The following is an 18,137-nucleotide window of genomic DNA, read 5'->3' on the forward strand; positions in this document are numbered from 1 at the left end:
ATTCACTGAGCTGATTGATTGCGATCTTGTGCTGCTGTCGGTGTTTGTGACCTTGATTGTCTGCGTGACCGTTCCGGCATCAGCCGTAGAATTTGAAATGCTGGTCACATCAGAAACAATGGTTTCCCAAATGCCGTCACCGTCTGCGTCCTCTCGGGAGGTGATACCCAGACCATTGGCAGTCGTAGAGATTTCCCGCGCAGATGCGAGGCTGCCATTGGTGGGAGTCTCAGGATTACCATTGGCGAAAAAGCTCTGTTGCAAAACAACTTTTGAGCCGTCAGTTGCGGTTGTCGAGGTGATCCTCTGGTCCAAATGACCATCGCCATTGCTGTCAATTTCAGTCGTCTGCCCAAGGCGGTTTGCATTCGTGTCGACGATGGTTTTGCCAAGCAAAGTTACGCCGTTTCCTGCGTAGCTGCTCACAATATGCAGCGTGGAGCCGTCTTCCTCTGCGACCCAGAGATCGGTGACTTTGCTCTCAATCGCGTCAGTTCCGCCGAGATCGGTGGTCGTGATCGTCATTAGGCCGTCAGAACTTGTCGAGATGATGGACTTGCTGACAATAGTGGCACTCGTTCCGGCAAACTGGGTGATCGTTTGCGTCGTACTTTGGTCGCCCGCGACCACTGTGACATCCTTGATCGTCCTATCCAGATCGCCGTCGCCATCCAAATCGACTGTCCGATCGGTGGAAAGCCCATTCGCGCTCGTCTTGTCGATGATCTGCGACTTGAGGGAGCCATCGGGATTGCGATCAGAAGTCGTGGTGGTCCTATCTTGGGTTTCCGCATCGACGACGACGGATTTCACGACCTCATTTGCTAAAAACACCCCGTCTTGATTGAGATCGACCCAAGTCTTCGATGTGACCTTGTCGGCTCCCAATACGGTCTTGATCATTTCGAAAATTGGAGGGGGCGCATTGCCATCGCCTGCCGCGATGTGCTTGACGGTATTGGTCCGGGTACCGTCGGCTGCGATCACTGTCGTATCGATGATGGTTCGCTCGTACACATCATCAGCGTCGATGCTCAAATGCGTCGTTGTAACCAAACCATTTCCCGACACCGTCGTTTCCACCTTGGAAAGCACCGTGTCATTCTGGCTCGTCGTCGTCATCACAGACGTGGTATCGCCGTTTGAGGATTGATGTGTGGTTTCGGACTGGACAATGTCATCTCCGCCCACACCATCGAGATTGCGCCCGACGATCTTGGTAATGTCATGTGTCAGCGCATTTGTGGTGATAGTGGTGGTTTGGGTCTCGCGCAGCATGTCATTGCCGATACTGGTGTCGTTATAGATCTGGATCGTTTCTGTGCGCACGCCAGTGGTGTTTGAAATGCTCTCAACCGTGATGGTGTCATTGTCGCCATCACCATCAATATCGATACTGGATGTCCGGCTCAGACCCGAAGCGCTCAGCGTTTCTGTCACGGTTTGAAGGGCGGTGCCGTTCTGTGCCAGATTTTTGGTGATATGCTCGCGTGTACCATTCGCAAAGGTCACGAAAGTTTCGATCTGATCGTACCAGCCACCCCCGGTATGATCAGTTTTGATTGTGACCGACTTGCCATCTGAGCTGCGCTCCGTAACGGTCTTGCTCAGCAGCACGCCCGTCTCTGCGGTGGCACCCCGATAATTTGTCACGGTTTCAGTTTTGCCCGTCGATGTCGTCACCGTCGTGATGGTCTGCAGTTGGTCCACGACACCATCGCCGTTCACATCGTATAAATTTGTGACTTCGGAACCGTTTGTTGCGGTCATGGAAGTGATCACGAAGGCCTTGTCGCCATTGGCCGCATAGCCCGTTTGCACCACCGTCCGCACGCCGCCGCTGGTGGAGACAGCCTCCACCACCCGATAGCCTTGCGCATCGGTCGCCAGCGTCACATTGCCTGCAATGTGGGTGACCCCGTTCATCACGAACGTGCTTTGCCCGGTGATCGCAGAGCCATCCGGCAGCAGGATCTTCGTGGCATCTGGGGTCAGGTTGATTTCGGTGATTGTGATATCGTCGGCATCACTGGCCAGTGTTTTCACGGTCGTAGAGCCGTCGGCGTTGGTGACCATCACTTTGAATTCATCAAAGCGCTCGTCCGCGGAGGTCAGTTTGCCGTCACCATTGGTATCAAAGGCCCGCCGTATGGCCTCCATGTCGTCCGCAGCGCCGGGGCTCCACTCAGTGAAAACATATTCTCGCTTATCGGAAATCTTTCCGTCGTCATCAGCGTCGATGAACAGCACACCGTCACCAGCGGCAGCCCAAGCCGTGCGATGTTGCAGGCCGTCGTCGCCGGATTCAATGAACCGTGTCGAAGTCCGTGAGTCGTCAATATCGATCCCATTGCCGTTTAGGTCGAGAATAACTGGGCGGCGGTCTTCAGTGGCGGTATGATCACGGTTGGCGGCCTGTCCACTATCAGCTCCACCGCCCCCCGACCCCGAGCTCGCACTGCTACTGGTACTGCCGCCCGCCGGTCCTGAGGGCGACCGACCGGGACCCGCGCCAGCATCAGGGCGGCCGCCGCCACTTCCCGCCTGACTGCTGTCACGCCCCCCGCCGCCATACTCGTGAGAACCGTAACCGTAGCCAGTGCCACTATGTGACCCCACGCTGCCATGTCTGCCTGACTCAGGTCCTTCAACGTCGTTTACCCCCCGTGAAGCATAGCCTGTCTCTGACGGCAACGAAAATCCCGGCCGTGTCTCATTCACTGCCGAACCAATTGGCCTTACCGATGAAAGCGGATCTGGATGAATTGCCCCAGGGCGGCTCGGCGCATTCGAGTATCCTGTGGAGGGCTCAACCCCGGACCATACCTCTCTCCAAAACTCTGGATTCGGCGCGGGAGTCGTGACTTGAATCCCACGCTGGTAATTTATCTCGGAAATGGCATCGAGTGTATTAAACTCATTGCCAACCGGAACTCCTTGGCCACGCCCCGCGGTTCCAAAGCTCTCCAAAACTCTTTCTAGCACATCCGCTGGTAGCGTTTGACCATAGCCGTTATGGCCAATACCTATCAAGCCCCTTCCGTTATAGCCGCCGTCTGGGTCCTCCAGCTCAATAAAGCCGTCAACGATGCGACCAATTGCTGAGCCAACAGCCCCAACCACGGCTGAGCCAGCCATCGCTGCGAGGAGCCCCCCCGCCATCAAACCAATCGCTGGAGCAGAGCTCGCCGCTACCAAACCAATCGCAGTTGATCCAAGAAGACCACCAACTAGTGATCCAACGCCACTTCCCACAGCTTCCCCAACACCGCCATTCCTCGATTCAACACCGATTATTCCACCGGTTGTCACCGCTGCTACCGTCAAGCCAATTGACTCGACAGTCCTCTTGGCTGCGGCAAGCGGGCGAGTAACTGGGTGATTCGAAATCGCTAGGCCAAGAGCCGCTTCGGCAAGTGTAGCCATGTTGGATAAAGCATCTACTCCTGGTGTTTCCGGTTCAAAAGACGAAAAAGCAGGGTTATCATATTCTGACATGTCAGTTTCCTTTATATCTATGCATCGTTTCGGCCATAGAGTATTCAAAAACAAGCACTGCGAATGCAAAGATGGTTGCAACAACAGCATGCTTCCCAAACACAGCGATTGGCCAGTCTAGAAATGATGCGAAAACTAGAGATGCCACTCCAAAAATTATTAGTAAAGTATTAACAAAATACAGGTAGATTTCTCCTGATTTATTCGGTGCTCGACGTTTAATCTTCTCATTCAACTTGCCAAAGTTTACCCATTCGAACCTTTGAAAAATCCAAGGAAGCCACGCTGGTACACCAACGCTGACAGCAAGTGACGCGAGTCTCACTTGGGCGTTGGAGATTTCCCAAAAGCACGTGAAAAGAAAATAACCTAGGAAGCAATAAAAAATGGCTACCGCAATCCTTGGGAACGCTTCCGATACAGAAATAAAAAACATAAGTATAACCTCTCATTGGATTGACGATGATGCGCTATAAATCTAACCTGAAACTAAAATAACACGTCAGAAAATTGCCGAGGCAGCCTATCAAGTTTGGCGCTCTCTGATTGAAATAAATGCAATCTATTTACCCTTTTATCCTATGATAGCGACATCGTTGCGTGGTTAAATCAGTTTCCCGCCGACCGCCGTGTCGGATCAGTCGCTTCCACCGCGAGACACAGATTCGATACCCCAAATTGGTTCTGTTTCTAGATGGCATAAGCAACATCGGTCCGCAGTCCCAATGCGCTAATCTCAATGCAATGGATGAACTCGTGTGGAGCGAAGGCAATGCGTCAGTCGACAACGTTCTACTGCTCCGATGTTTCGCCCCCAACTCCCTCGACGGATACGACCCCGCCCACCGCTCTTGCAACAAACCCCAACTCCAAGACCAACCCAAGTGAAAATAGGTTAGCGCAGCTGTCCCTTTAGTCTAGTCTCTTTTCGATGCATGCGTCGGATTTGTTGCGCACTCTAACAAGACGGCATTGGCCTAACGCTTGCAAGGGCAGTGTCTTCGTGCGCACCCAACGATGCGGTCGAGGCTGTTCGGTCTCGGTGGGCGGTGGGGTAAACAGCGCCTGATAACCTCCCCAAGCGATCTTGGAGCCAGCTGAGTATTTCTGCCTCCACCCATTCGGCCCGGTTGGGTCCGAGGGTTATCCGCTTGGGGCATGCCCCAGCCTATTCCAGCCTCGCAACATGCTGCGGCGAATACAAAACCAACTCCTTAAGCTTGCCCATGCAGACCACCAGTCATGTTGTCGACAGCCCGGCATCGTCCAACCCCTCTTGGTCCGGCAGATCGCGCAGGGATTCCATTCCAAAGGCCGCGAGGAAGACGTCGGTAGTGACAAACGTATATGGCGCACCGCGGCGGGGTTCGCGGGGGCCGGTGCCGATCAGGTCGCGCTCGGCCAGCCGCCCGATCAGGTCGCGGCTGATCTCCCGCCCAAAAATATCCTTTAACCCGTCGCGACTGATCGGCTGGTGATAGGCAATCGCGGCCAGCACGGCGAGATCAAAGTCGTGCAGGTCCAGCGTCTGCCGGCTCACGTCTGCGGCGGCCCTGATCGCAGCGGCATAGGCTGCCTTGGTGCGCAACATCCAGCCAGAACCCAACTGAGCGATCTCATAGGGGCGCCCCTCCAAATCTACCACGAGATCCTCGATCAGCAGATCGACCGCAGCCCCCTGCCCCACCACACGCGCCAGATCGTCGCGCGCAACCGGCGTGGCAGACGCAAACAGCACCGCTTCGATCCGCTGCATCCATTCCCGCCAGCGCAGCTCCGGCGATAGATCTTCCAGTTCGCGGTCCAGACCCTGTGCCTCGCGCTTGTCGCGTGCCACGGTCAGACCCCATACAGACGGAACGAGTCCCGCCCGGTCAACTCGCGGACGGCGCCCAAGTCCACCAGCCGATCGCAGAGCCGCCGGGCGGCGCGATCCGACATGAACCCGACCAATGCTCCCGGTGCCAGCACATCGCGCGTGAGAAACAGATCGACCGCCCGATCTGCTCCCTTGGCCCTGAGCTTCGGCACGACCGCTTGCAGTCGCGCTGCCCGCCGGATCAGATCGGCGGCCAGGGACACCGCTTGCGCTGCCCCCGCCACGACCGCTCGGTGGCAAGCCAACCGCAAGGCATCCCCCCGCAACCGCAGCTCGCGCGGCTTCAAGCCAAGCGAGATCAGGGGCAGGATGTGTTCCCTGGCCACGGATTTTGCCAACACAGCATCCGCCAGGATCAGCGCAACCGTCTCGGCGCGCGGAAGGTCCGCCAGTACCGCCTCGATCACCCCAGCTGCCCTGTCAACAGGGTTGCTGCCCATGGCATCGAGGCAAAGTGCTATCCGTTCGGCGGACACCCCGTGCATCGCCTTGCCAAGTGCCGCCACCGAGATCGGCCGCGCAACCGCGCGGGACCATTGCCCGAAGATCGCCCCAGCCGGCCCTGGATGATCGCCCGGACGCGTCAGATGCAGCGCATCGCGCAAAGCGCGGCCGCCCTCGCGCCGGCCCGAAAATCCCACACAAACCTCGGCCGCGGCCAGCGCCAGCCGGTCGCGCCAGAGCGCCTGTGGCACAGCTTCCTGCCCTGATATCATGTGCAAATAGGCCAATGCCGCCCCGGAGCGAAACGCCGCGTCCTCTAAGTTCTCTGCAGGCCCGGTTGTGATCCAGCCCGGCAAGGGGCCAAGCAGGATCGGGGCGTCGGATGTGTCGGGGCGGATTTTCATCATGTGCAAAGGCTAAATCATGACGGCGCTTTTTGCCAGAAAATTACGCAATTAGCGCCGCCCTACTGCGATCGCTTCTATGTCCAATAAGATTGCATTATCGGACACAAAGACGCTATGCTCAGCATCATGCAAGAAACACCCGAGACATCAGCTTCAGACAGCTCAATTCGCCCCGATCCCCACGAAGGCGACGAGAGCATGCGCTTGGGCGATCGCCAGATTGCTCTGCCCTCTGCTGTCGCGGGCTCCGGCACCCTCGACCGGCTGGTGGAGACCGCGCGGGACTACGCCCGTCAGGCCGTTTCGGAAAATACCCTGAGGGCCTATGCCAAAGACTGGGCGCAGTTTGCCCGTTGGTGCAGGATGCGGGGCGCTGACCCCCTGCCCGCCTCCCCCGAGCTGATCGGGCTTTACATCGCCGATCTGGCGGCGCCGCAGGGCAAGGCTCAATCGCCGTCGGCCTTCCGACCACCGTCGGTGTTCCGACCGCAGTCGGCGGCCCGACCCCTGTCGGTTGCGTCCATCGAACGCCGCCTCTCGGGCCTTGGCTGGGGCTACGCACAACGCGGACAACAGCTTGACCGCAAGGACCGCCACATTGCCAGCGTGCTGGCCGGCATCCGCCGCAAGCACGCGCGGCCGCCGGTGCAGAAGGAAGCGATCCTGCCCGAAGACATCCGCGACATGCTGGCCACCCTGCCCCACGACCTTCGCGGGTTGCGCGATCGGGCGATCCTGCTGATCGGGTTTGCGGGGGGATTGCGGCGATCAGAAATCGTCAGCCTTGATCACGGTCGCGACGACACGCCCGACAGCGGTGGCTGGGTCGAAATCCTCGACAACGGAGCCTTGATCACGCTGCGCGGCAAGACGGGCTGGCGCGAGGTTGAAATCGGTCGCGGCTCCTCTGACCAGACCTGCCCGGTGCATGCCCTGACGCAATGGCTGTACTACGCCAAAATCGACTTCGGCCCCCTCTTCGTCGCTGTCTCGCGCAATGGATTGAAGGCAACGCAGGACCGGCTCAGCGACAAGCACGTCGCGCGCCTGATCAAGCAGACGGTCCGGGAAGCGGGCATCCGTCCGGACCTGCCAGAGGCGGAGCGGATCAAGCTCTACTCCGGCCACAGCTTGCGCGCGGGTCTGGCATCCTCTGCAGAGGTGGAAGAGCGCTATGTCCAGAAGCAACTTGGTCACGCCTCCGCCGAAATGACCCGCAGGTATCAGCGCAGGCGGGACAGATTCCGGGTCAATCTGACAAAGGCGGCGGGGTTATGACGCTGCATGCTGCACGCCCACAGCAAAGCGCGACAGCAAAATTCAGAAGGTCAGATTATACCTTGCCGCTTCAATGGAAGCTTGAAACTAATCGCTACACAGTCCCGACGATCTCCTTGATGGTGCTGCCGATGTTTTTAGCGCTGAGAACACCGACACACATAGGTCAGACTCTTGCCTAATATTCCAAATGTCATCTGGGGGGCATCATCGCCCTGCCCTGCGTCGCGCCAGTTACCGTAGCGACCACATTTCGTCGCAATCATCGCATTTTAGTCCACCAGGTTATGATTCTGTCGGCGGTGGAACAGATCAGCTTTCCCACCTGCGCCATTGCAGCATCATCTCCAGCGCCATCTCAGTTGCGAATGGCGCTCTCCGCCGCCTCGATGAGGCGGTCTCTTTCGACAAGAAGAAGCGCCCGATGATCAACACTTTCGACCCCGAAACTCCGATGCCGATCATTCTGGACGGCACATCCCTGACCTGCGCACAACTGATCGAAGCCGCCGCGCGCAAGCGCCAGGTGGCTCTGGCCGAGGGCGCTGATCTGCGCATTCGCCGGGGCCGCGGCGTTGTCGAGGAAATCGTCAGCAGCGGCGTCAAAGGCTATGGCATCACGACCGGGGTTGGCTCGCAAAAGGAATTCGCGGTGCCGCCCGAAGGTATGCGCGATTACAACCGTCGTCTGGCCCGCGCCCATTCCACCCACATGGGCGGTGCCGTCTTGCCGGAGCGCCGGGTGCGGGCGGCGCTGATCATTCTGGCAAATGAGTTTTCGCTCGGGTTGTCCGGGGTCTCGGCCCCCTTGGTGCAATTGATCATTGCGCAAATCAATTCGGGTGAGATGCCGCAGGTCTCCTCCTATGGCACCGTCGGTGCTGCCGACCTGATCCCGATGGCCCAGATTGCCGACTGGTTGCAAAGTCAGCCCGAGGCACTGGCGCGTGGAATTCCGGGACCGAAGGAAACGCTGTCGCTGATCAATACCAATGCGGTGACGCTGGCCACCGGAGCCGAGGCGCTGATCGAGGCGCAAGCCATCTTGCGGCTGGGAAACCTGTCTTTGGCCCTGTCGTTGGAAGCCTTTCGCGGCAACCTCAATGCGATCAGCGAAAAGGTCAATCAGGCGCACCAGCGCAGCGGTCAGGCGGTGGTCAGTGCCGAGATCCGGGATCTGTTGAAGAACAGCCAACTTTGGCAGGAGGGTGCCGCCCGCCGCATCCAGGATCCCCTGAGTTTTCGGTGTGGCACACAAATCCATGGCGCACTGCAAGAACTGCTGGTGCGCGCCATCGCGGTCTGGGACGAGGAACTGAACTCCGTCACCGACAATCCGATTGTAGACAGCGACGACCGCTCGGTGCGATCGCATGGCAATATGGATTCGACGCGGATGACGCTGGCCATCGACGGACTGCGTCAGGCCTTTGCCAAAGCGGCCGATATTGCCGGTGAGCGGCTGCACAAACAGCAATGGACCGAGTTTTCCGGCCTGCCAACCGGATTTTCGGATGAAAACAGCCCGCTCGGCGGGGTGCAATTCCTCAACCTTGGTCATCTGGCCGCCTCGCTGATCACTTCGATCAAGATCTGGGCGGCGCCGTCCTTGTTGTTGTCAGTCGGTCAGATTGCCGATGGCGTGGAAGACACCGCGGGCCACGCCTTGCATTCGGTCGCCGATTTCGAGCGCATCCTTGAGGCTTTACGTCTGGTGTTCTCCATCGAGATCATCGTCTCAATCTGGGCGATTCAGAAAAGAGGGTTGCAAACCGACAGTTTGGGCGAAGGCCTGCGGTCCTGTGTGGCGATGATCACGCCGGAATTGCCGATCGGCCGTGAAGGGCTGGAGGTGTTTTCCATTGAGCCAATCGTGGCAATGCTGCGAAACTTGGCCGCCTGAAGTCGGGGCAAGGCGCCCGCACCGCATGGGTCGGCGCGCCACGGCGGGCAAACTGGCGACGGCTTCCTACCAAACACCATTTTGGGCCGGGCAGGACGGCGAGAAAAGTACGCCCGCTTGCCAGCAACCGTAGCCGCATCAATAGCGCGAATCCGAACATCACCTTCCACACAATTTGCGAGCGATTACAGTCCATGCGCGAACAGACAACGCGAGGTCGCACAAGTTGGCAGCACTCGTCGATCAAGATGTTGTTGGAGCGGGCCGAAAGGCCCGGTTTGCTCTGACAAGCAATTTAACCTTGCAAATCATCCATACGGTGGAGTATTTGCAAGGTATGTACGCACGCAAGACCAATCAGATCGTTCTCTCCGCCCTTGATGAGCAAGCAGCGGTGGTCCTTTTGGGCCCTCGGCAAGTTGGCAAGACCACGCTTGCACTCGAAATTGCAGCGCACCGCCCGTCAGTCTACCTTGACCTCGAGCGGGTGGCAGACAGACAGATTCTAGCCGAGCCAGACCTTTATCTGGACGAGCAGGCCGGAACGCTGGTGGTCCTCGACGAGGTTCAGCAGATGCCGGACCTGTTTTCAAGCCTGCGCGGACAGATTGACATGCGACGACGCAAGGGCTTGCGCACAGGACAGTTCCTGTTGCTGGGATCTGCGTCAAACGTGCTTCTGCACCAATCAGCAGAGTCTCTTGCCGGTCGTGTCCGTTACATCGAAATGCCGCCGCTGCTTCTGGAAGAAGTGGGCAACAACCGACTGAACGAGCTTTGGCTGCGCGGCGGTTTTCCCGACAGCTTTCAGGCGGCCAACGATCAAGTCAGTCTGGCATGGCGCGAAGATTTCCTGCGCACCTACCTCGAACGTGACATCCCTGCCCTCGGCCCGCGTATTCCCGCCACCACCTTGCGTCGTTTCTGGACGATGCTGGCCCATGCACAAGGCGGTTTGCTGAATGCAGCTGCTTTGGCCGAAGGGTTGGGCGTGTCTGGCCAGACAATTGGTCGCTACCTCGATCTGCTTGTCGATCTTATGCTGGTGAGGCGGCTGATGCCATGGCATGAAAATGTCGGCAAACGCCTAGTCAAATCACCCAAGGTCTATGTCCGCGACAGCGGCCTGCTGCACGCATTGCTTGGCCTCGGTTCATTGGAAAGTTTGCTGGGTCATCCGGTGGTCGGAGGCAGTTGGGAGGGATTCTGCCTTGAAAACTTGATCGCCGCAGCGCCCGCTGGCACGGAAACCTTCTTTTACAGGACATCGGCAGGGGCTGAACTTGACCTTGTCCTTCGCCTTTCCGGCGGCGAGACTTGGGCAATCGAGATCAAGCGCACGACCGCCCCAAAAGTCTCGCGCGGCTTTCACCTTGCCATAGCAGACATCAACGCTGATCGGCGCATCTTGATCTATGCCGGAGAGCGTGAGGTTCCCCTCGGAGATGCATTGCGCGCCATGCCACTTGATGTAGCCGTGGAGCAGCTGCGCCACCAAACTTGAGCCCAGCCCATGGAGCGGAGGCACAATTAATGTTGCTGACCCTTCCGTCGACGCACTTCGAATCGAAAGCACGCCGGGATCAGACTTTCGCCAATCCCCTCACCTAACCCATGAAGCCGAAGATCTGGCTACAAGATGTTGATGGCCCGAATATTCGACGCCTCAAGTTTAATTACTTTATTTCAGTAGGTTAAGACTACAATTCTTCCGACTACGCTGCCAGCCGTACAATTGGCCTGCGTCTATCAGTAGAATTTTCTTGCGCGAATGAAAAAGTTGGCGCATTTCTACCCGTAGCGCGAAAAGGTGAGAATTTCAGGTTTCTGCGCTACAAAAGAAAAGCTCGAAAAGAGCGCGCTGCGTGTACCTCGGTTGCGACAGCACAAAACATGAGGGCAGTATGTCAGCAGAGCGAGTATTTGCCGAGCTTCAAACCGACGCGTCTACGCTGCACGCGTCCATTCGTTTGCATCTGGAGCGCAATTTTGCGCCTGATGCGAGAAAGTACCTAAGAACTTTTTCGTCCACCGAGGCCGCTGACTTCTTGGGGCTCGCGCCCGGGCACCTGCGCAAACTGCATGCCGAAAACAAGATTCCGGAAGTTTCTTTGGACGAGAGAGGCCGCAAGTTCTATTCCGCCGAAGACTTGGGGCAGATCAGACTGGCGCTCGCACGCAACACGAGGGATCCGTCGCTTTACCTGCGTGGGCGGGTCGGGCAAGAACCGCTCCAAATTATCTCCTGCGTCTCGTTCAAGGGCGGCTCGGCAAAGACCACAACGGCGGCATATCTCAGCCAATGGTACGCCCTTCATGGCTACCGCGTCCTAGTGGTCGATATGGACCCGCAGGCGTCGTTGTCCTCGATGACAGGCCTGCGTCCTGAGATCGACTTCACGCACAAAGGGACCATCTACGACGCGATCCGCTATGACGACCCGCTGCCGATGAGCGAGGTCATCCGAAAGACCTACTTTCACGGCCTCGATATCGCTGCAGGCGGTCTGATCCTGTCCGAATATGAAACGGAAACGCCCTACGCGCTGCGCCGCGGCGCTGAGCCGCCCTTCTACTTGCGTCTGCGCGAGGCAATCCAGTCAGTGGAAGCAAACTATGATCTTGTTTTCATTGATTGTCCGCCGCAACTTGGCTTTCTGACTTTGTCTTCTTTGGTCGCATCAACTTCAATTATCATCCCAGTCGTGCCCAATTTCATCGATGTAGCTTCGTTGGCGCAGTTCTTGACCATGACATCATCTCTGCTCGACACGATCCGAGACGCCGGAATGACCCTAGACTACGACTTTCTACGTTACCTCGTCTCACGGTTCGAGCCATCCGACGGCCCTCAGGCGCAGGTCGCAGGCCTTCTTCGCGCAAACTTCGGCAAACGAGTGATGACAGAGACGTTCTTAAAATCAACGGCCATTTCGGACGCCGGCCTGACCCATCAAACCCTGTTCGAGGTCGGGCGCGGCAGTATGAACCGAAACACCTACGACCGCGCGATGGAATCAGTGAACGCAGTCGCGCGCGAGCTCGAACAAGAGATCCATAAAGCTTGGGGAAGGCTCTGATATGGCCCGTAAGAACATGTTCCAAGGCATTACTCCGGCTCTGCGACCCGACGACGCGGAAATGCCTACTCAGCCCCGCAGCGCACCGAAAATGCCCGAGGTATTTCAAACAGGTGGCCCAATAGCCGCGATCCGCAATGATCTGCGCAGTCTGAGCAGCCGTTCAGTTCAGGAAATTGACCCGGAGATGATCGAGGACACCGGTCTCAAAGACCGACTGGGCAGTCTTGATGACGATGTCGTGGAACTGCGAGATAGCATCGCAAAGCACGGCCAAGTGGTGCCCATTCTCCTACGCCCCCACCCAACGCTCAGCGGTCGCTACCAGGTCATCTACGGGCGCAGGCGCCTTGCAGCTATTCGTGGATTGAAAACACCTGTCAAAGCCCTCATCCGAACCTTGTCTGATAAGGAAGCAGTCCTTGCACAAGGACAGGAGAATAACTTTCGGAAGGACCCCTCCTTTATCGAGAAGGCGCTTTTTGCGGGTGATCTTGAGGAAGCAGGTTACGATGCGAAGGTTGTGCAAGAAGCGCTGAACGTTAATCGAAGCCATACCTCCCATATGCGAAAGGTCCGGGAGGCCTTCCCACGTGACGTCATCGAGCGCATCGGCGCTGCGCCATCAATCGGCTGGAAGCGCTGGTACGAATTGGCCTCCCGCATTCAGGACGAAAAGATAGACGCAACCTCCGTGCACCCTGCCCCGTTCCCGGCGAGCCTGACTTCTGATCAAAGGTTTGAGGCTTGGTCGAGGTCGGCGCTGACCACCGGAAAGAAAAGCACGAGCAGCAAGGAGCAGCAGACCCAGGCCGTATCGATCAAGGCGCAAGATGGTTCTGTCATTGGCACTATTGCGCTGCAGAAGGACAAACTGAGCTTTCAAGCGACATCCGACGGTATTCCGTTCACGGCATGGCTGCATGAGAACGCCGCTGCGTTATTCCCTCGGCTCCATGAAGAATTCCTCGCGCGCTCCGTCAAGTCGGAGTGAGCAAGCGATGCAACGAAAACAACAGAGGAGCAGTGTCGGAAAAGAATAGGCCTCCCGAATGGAAACCACCCGGAAGGCCCGCGCAAAACACAGGGCGCCAACCCTGAGAATGCTCATCTCTAGCAAGAGCAAGTTAGCGCAGGCCCGAATCGCAAGCAACATCGCATCGCGGTGATCTGATATCTTTTATCCTTTTTCTGGACAAAAGACCGAGAACACCTGCGGAAATCTGCGCAAAACGGTCCTCATTCGGACAGCCCTGAACGTTCCGCGTGAATAAATCATGGAACAGATCACATCCACGCCCATGCTTCGGCATGCCCGGCGCCCCAATTTTTCGTCTCAAAAACCTCAGGTGCGGACCACTCCAGCCGAGAAGGACAGGCGTTGGCACATCCTTGATCTGGCAAAAACATGCCGCCAGCGTCTGAAGCTGCGTGATCGCGACATCGCCGTCCTGCGAGGACTCCTGTCCCTCCTACCCCCGCAGGCACGGCCTGATCAAATGGTGGTCTTTGCATCCAATCGGGTTCTGATTGATCGCTGCGATGGCATCGACGAGCGCACTCTGCGTCGACGGATTGCTCACCTGCAAACCTCCGGAATGCTGACGCGCCGGACGAGCCCCAACGGCAAACGATATCAAGTGCGCAACGAACATCAGGACGCGCTGCTGACCTATGGTATCGATCTCGCTCCATTGTTCCATATCCAAAGCCATCTGGAAGCCCTCGCAGAGAACTGCCGCCACGAAGCCGTAAGGATCAAAGTGCTTCGCTCCATGATCCGCGACGTTTTGTTCAACACACCGTCACATCAAACCACCGACGTTCAAAACGAAGCTCAACGCGCACTTCGCAGGGTGCTTGATAGCGAACAGCTACGGCAAATCCTGTCGCAACTTGAAGAAGCGGCACCCATTGATAGACCTCAATTGACTGACATCTCGTCGCTGCCGACAACACATCAGTCCGTCAGCGACGGTCAAAATGACCGGCATATTCAGAGTTCGTATAAAGAAAACTTAGAATCTGAAAAGGCCGAGAGCCAAACCATGCGCAAACCGGCCCATCATAAAAAAACCCCAACCATGGATGAGGCCGACATCACCATCGATGAATGCATAGAACTTGCCACGACTGCAAAAGCGATGGCCCCGAAACAACCACAATGCTGGGAAGATCTGATTGATCTTTCAGCAAGCCTTGCCCCTGCAATAGGCCTTCAGCGTGCTGTGGTCCATGAAACCGAGAAACACTTGGGTAGGCATGGCTGCGCCTTGGCTATTCTTGGTCTTGTCGAAGCGTTTGGCAGAATTCGCAACCCAGAAGCCTATCTCACCGCTCTTGTGCAGCGTCGTCTAACGCAAGGCCTAGATCTTGTGCGGATGTTTCGATCCCTTGTTCGGCCCATTAGTCCAACGGCAGCCCTAGTTTAGAAAAAGAATGTTTACCCGGGTAAACATTACTGTTGGGAGTGCTCTGCTGGGGTCAAGGCGCCCATGTATACCGGGGTAAACATGAAGAGGCGGCTTCGCGCCTCAGAGAGTTTGAGAATGGTTGGTTTGAGGGTGGCGGGAAGTGAGATCGGGAGAGTGGCTCCCGGCGCCCGTCGTGGAGAAAAACTGATGGCCCAAGCTGCCCAGAAGATCACCCTGTCGTCCTCACGGGACATCCCCTTTGACAAGCTGGTGCTGAGCCAGTCCAACGTCCGGCGTATCAAGGCCGGGGTGTCGGTTGAAGAATTGGCCGAGGACATCGCCCGTCGTGGCTTGTTGCAAGGCCTGAGCGTGCGGCCTGTGTTGGATGCCGATGGCGTCGAGACCGGCAAGTTTGAGATCCCGGCTGGCGGTCGGCGCTTCCAAGCGCTGTCGCTGCTGGTGAAGCAGAATCGCCTCGCCAAGACCGCGGCTGTGCCTTGCGTGTTGCGTGATGTGACATCAGATATTCTGGCTGAGGACGACTCCTTGGCTGAGAACATGCAGCGCGTTGCCCTGCACCCGCTCGATCAATTCCGTGCCTTTGCTGTCTTGCGGGAGAAAGGTCAGGGCGATGAGGCGATCGCGGCGGCCTTCTTCGTGACGCCGCAGATCGTGAAGCAGCGCTTGAAACTCGCATCCGTGGCCCCTGCCCTTCTGGATGTCTACGCCGAGGATGGCATGACGCTGGAACAGCTGATGGCCTTCACGGTGAACCCCGATCACGTGCGCCAGGTGCAGGTCTGGGATGCAGTGAAGAATTCCTGGAACAAAGAGCCCTATTCGATCCGTCGCATGTTGACTGAGACCTCTGTGCGGGCCTCCGATCGGCGCGCAGTGTTTGTCGGCGTTGATGCCTATGAGGCGGCGGGTGGCGTTGTCCTGTGTGATCTCTTCCAACGCGATGATGGCGGCTGGTTGGAGGACCCTGCCCTGCTCGACCGATTGGTCGCGGACAAGCTGCAAGCCGATGCGCAAGCAATCGCCGCTGAGGGTTGGAAGTGGATCGAGGTGGCCACTGACCTACCCTACGGCTACAGCCACGGTCTGCGGCGTCTGGTTGGCGATCCCTCACCGCTGAGTGCTGACGAACCTGCGGAGTACGCCAAGCTGCTCACCGAGTACCGTGCGCTGGAAGGGGAATACTCTGGTCAGGACGAATACCCCGAGGAGATCGACACCCGGCTTGGCGCGCTCGAAGATGCGATGGAAGCCTTCGAGCAGCGTCCGCTGTTCTTTGATGCAGCCGAGGTAGGTCGCGCCGGCGTATTCGTGACGCTGGATCAGGACGGCAACCTTGCTGTCTATCGCGGCTATGTCCGGCCGGAGGACGAGCCTCGCGAAGAGACCATGGCCAACTTCGGCGATGAACTGGACAAGGAAGGGCAGGGGGCTGATGGCAGTGTCTCCGCCTATCAGCTTCCCTCTGGCACATCTGCGGCCACCGTCATCACTTCTGGGGGTCACCCGTTCAGTACCGGTCTGCCAGACGATGAGGATGATGGCGCATTGAAGCCTTTGCCGGAGCGTCTGGTCATGCAGCTGACCGCGCATCGCACCCTCGCGTTGCGGGAGGCGATTGGGCGTTCGCCCGACACCGCCCTAACCCTTCTGCTGATGAAGCTGGTCAATGACACCTTCCGCGGTTCCGGCGCATCGGGCAGTTGTTTGGAGGCATCTGTGCGCCCCGTCTATATGTCCGCTCAGGCCCCAGATCTGAAGGACAGTCCGGTGGCCAAGGCCGTCGAGGATCGTCATGCTGTCTGGGAGGCCGATCTGCCGCTTGGCGACGATGCCGTGCTTTGGGACTATCTCTCGGCCCTCGATCAGGCCAGCCGATTGGAGCTGCTGGCGCATTGCCTGAGCTTTGGGCTCAACGCGCTCCACGAGAAGGTCAACCCTTACGGCGCGGGCATCTCGGCAAGCGGGCTGACCCGCCGCATGGCGCAGTCGGAGATCGTGGCCCAAGCCGTCGATCTCGACATGGTCGCGGCAGGTTGGGAGCCGACGGCGGACACCTACCTGAACCGGGTGCCCAAGGCGCGTATCCTTGAGGCCGTGCGTGAGGCGAAGGGGGAGGGCACCGCACAGCTGCTCGACCATCTGAAGAAGGGCGAAATGGCGACGGAAGCCGAGCGCTTACTCAAGGGCTGCGGTTGGTTGCCGGAGGTTCTGCGGCGCAGTGATCTTGCCGCTCTGGACGGGGATGCCGCAGCAAAAGGGCAGGGGGTTTTGAATGAAGAACCCTTGGGCGCTGCTGACATTGACGCTGAGATCGACTTGCCCGCCTTCCTGATGGCCGATCTTCCCGTGGAAAGCACCGCGATGATGGCTGCTGAGTGATCTGAGCCCCCGAGGGCGGGGAAACCCGCCCTCATGCACCACAAAACACAACAATATCAATATGATGAGTGCGAGTTCTCGCATTCAGGATGAGGAATCATGTCCGCAATCACAATAATCGATCAAGCGCCCTTGGGCGCGCTCATTCGTTACACTGACGGCAGTCCAAAGCCGCCTGCACGCTTCACCAAAAAGCTGGCGGCGTGGGAAAGGTCCAACGGTGTTGGCCGTCTGGTGAAGAAGGAACTGCCGCGGCCTTATCCGACTTGGACGGCTCCGGCGTCCTTCACGCTGCATGAGGGCAACTTCTCCTCGGACGGGGTCATTCTCGTCACCATCATGCGCAGCCATTCGGCCGACAGCCAGCTCAGCTTTGAGGTGGTCGAGGAGCCAAAGGTGGGGCAGGTCCGGGTGCTCTTGGATTTCGGGGGCAGTACCGAGCTTTTGCATCTGGCGTCATCCGTCACAGCGGCGGAGCTTTGGATTGCCAAAGAGGGCTATCGCAACGCCCGGCTGCAAATCGTCGGCGGCGAAGGCGATAGTGCTGGGGAGGCAGGTATCGCTGCCTGAGCCCTAAAAGAAACCAAAGGGGCCCGCCGCACGCGGGCCTCTCATCCTGCACCAACCTCTCCCGCGCATCTGCGCGGGGCACCAAAGGCTCCAACCCCAGCAATTCCTCGGTCAACCACAAGCATGTCCGCAAGGCTGGCGGAGTGAGCATCAGCGGGACACTTCGGCACCTGTCGTCAAGGCACGATCCCCCGCTTGCCAGTCCCTTCCTTGGCCCAAAGCCGGTCTTCGAGATCAACCCGCGAGGGGTCGGACTACGGGGCG

Annotated in this window: 11 protein-coding genes and 2 pseudogenes; 9 read left to right on the top strand and 4 right to left on the bottom strand. The window is 58.1% G+C overall.

The features are described from left to right. The 4 genes and pseudogenes from U1A24_RS11625 to U1A24_RS11640 all read right to left on the bottom strand — a co-directional run. Window positions 1-2,250, bottom strand: a pseudogene (locus U1A24_RS11625) (calcium-binding protein); the annotation flags it as partial. Between the two features lie 1,249 nt (window positions 2,251-3,499). After that, entirely contained in the window at window positions 3,500-3,934 is a 435-nt protein-coding gene (locus tag U1A24_RS11630) for a hypothetical protein (protein ID WP_322322139.1), read from the bottom strand. Between the two features lie 804 nt (window positions 3,935-4,738). Further along, the gene (gene scpB, locus U1A24_RS11635) at window positions 4,739-5,335 is read right to left on the bottom strand and encodes an SMC-Scp complex subunit ScpB (RefSeq protein ID WP_322322140.1); all 597 of its coding nucleotides are present in this window, start codon (window positions 5,333-5,335) and stop codon (window positions 4,739-4,741) included. Between the two features lie 2 nt (window positions 5,336-5,337). Beyond that, complete coding sequence (locus U1A24_RS11640; RefSeq protein WP_322322141.1) at window positions 5,338-6,228, bottom strand: DUF1403 family protein; 891 nt, start codon at window positions 6,226-6,228, stop codon at window positions 5,338-5,340. Between the two features lie 114 nt (window positions 6,229-6,342). On the opposite strand from U1A24_RS11640, the gene U1A24_RS11645 reads away from it, so the two are divergent. The 9 genes and pseudogenes from U1A24_RS11645 to U1A24_RS11685 all read left to right on the top strand — a co-directional run bounded on the left by U1A24_RS11645 (window position 6,343) and on the right by U1A24_RS11685 (window position 17,873). After that, window positions 6,343-7,506 carry a tyrosine-type recombinase/integrase gene (locus U1A24_RS11645; protein ID WP_416173489.1) on the top strand — a complete coding sequence of 388 codons (1,164 nt, stop codon included), beginning with the start codon at window positions 6,343-6,345 and terminating at the stop codon, window positions 7,504-7,506. A 424-nt stretch (window positions 7,507-7,930) separates the two neighbouring features. Continuing rightward, entirely contained in the window at window positions 7,931-9,409 is a 1,479-nt protein-coding gene (locus U1A24_RS11650; protein ID WP_322322142.1) for an aromatic amino acid lyase, read from the top strand. 57 nt (window positions 9,410-9,466) lie between these two features. Then, window positions 9,467-9,696 (top strand): annotated as a pseudogene (locus U1A24_RS11655) (recombinase family protein); the annotation flags it as partial. A gap of 50 nt (window positions 9,697-9,746) precedes the next feature. Next, a complete protein-coding gene (locus U1A24_RS11660; protein ID WP_322322149.1) occupies window positions 9,747-10,913 on the top strand; it encodes an ATP-binding protein in 1,167 nt (388 codons plus the stop codon). A gap of 400 nt (window positions 10,914-11,313) precedes the next feature. Then, on the top strand, window positions 11,314-12,489 hold the full coding sequence (repA, locus tag U1A24_RS11665) for a plasmid partitioning protein RepA (protein ID WP_322322143.1): 1,176 nt from the start codon (window positions 11,314-11,316) through the stop codon (window positions 12,487-12,489). 1 nt (window position 12,490) lies between these two features. Next, entirely contained in the window at window positions 12,491-13,483 is a 993-nt protein-coding gene (gene repB / locus U1A24_RS11670; RefSeq protein WP_322322144.1) for a plasmid partitioning protein RepB, read from the top strand. 283 nt (window positions 13,484-13,766) lie between these two features. Beyond that, a complete protein-coding gene (repC, locus tag U1A24_RS11675) occupies window positions 13,767-14,921 on the top strand; it encodes a plasmid replication protein RepC (protein WP_322322145.1) in 1,155 nt (384 codons plus the stop codon). 189 nt (window positions 14,922-15,110) lie between these two features. Beyond that, complete coding sequence (locus U1A24_RS11680; RefSeq protein ID WP_322322146.1) at window positions 15,111-17,303, top strand: ParB/RepB/Spo0J family partition protein; 2,193 nt, start codon at window positions 15,111-15,113, stop codon at window positions 17,301-17,303. Between the two features lie 99 nt (window positions 17,304-17,402). After that, entirely contained in the window at window positions 17,403-17,873 is a 471-nt protein-coding gene (locus U1A24_RS11685) for a hypothetical protein (RefSeq protein ID WP_322322147.1), read from the top strand. The last annotated feature ends 264 nt before the right edge of the window (window positions 17,874-18,137 follow it).

Source organism: Cypionkella sp., from assembly GCF_034376685.1.
Classification (GTDB): domain Bacteria; phylum Pseudomonadota; class Alphaproteobacteria; order Rhodobacterales; family Rhodobacteraceae; genus Cypionkella.

What these genes read in the sequence shown, in the direction of transcription:
- U1A24_RS11630 (WP_322322139.1), bottom strand. Translation starts at nt 3,934, where the DNA reads ATGTTTTTTATTTCTGTATCGGAAGCGTTCCCAAGGATTGCGGTAGCC.
- U1A24_RS11640 (WP_322322141.1), bottom strand. Translation starts at nt 6,228, where the DNA reads ATGATGAAAATCCGCCCCGACACATCCGACGCCCCGATCCTGCTTGGC.
- U1A24_RS11645 (WP_416173489.1), top strand. Translation starts at nt 6,343, where the DNA reads ATGCTCAGCATCATGCAAGAAACACCCGAGACATCAGCTTCAGACAGC.
- U1A24_RS11650 (WP_322322142.1), top strand. Translation starts at nt 7,931, where the DNA reads ATGATCAACACTTTCGACCCCGAAACTCCGATGCCGATCATTCTGGAC.
- U1A24_RS11660 (WP_322322149.1), top strand. Translation starts at nt 9,747, where the DNA reads ATGTACGCACGCAAGACCAATCAGATCGTTCTCTCCGCCCTTGATGAG.
- repA (WP_322322143.1), top strand. Translation starts at nt 11,314, where the DNA reads ATGTCAGCAGAGCGAGTATTTGCCGAGCTTCAAACCGACGCGTCTACG.
- repB (WP_322322144.1), top strand. Translation starts at nt 12,491, where the DNA reads ATGGCCCGTAAGAACATGTTCCAAGGCATTACTCCGGCTCTGCGACCC.
- repC (WP_322322145.1), top strand. Translation starts at nt 13,767, where the DNA reads ATGGAACAGATCACATCCACGCCCATGCTTCGGCATGCCCGGCGCCCC.
- U1A24_RS11680 (WP_322322146.1), top strand. Translation starts at nt 15,111, where the DNA reads ATGGCCCAAGCTGCCCAGAAGATCACCCTGTCGTCCTCACGGGACATC.
- U1A24_RS11685 (WP_322322147.1), top strand. Translation starts at nt 17,403, where the DNA reads ATGTCCGCAATCACAATAATCGATCAAGCGCCCTTGGGCGCGCTCATT.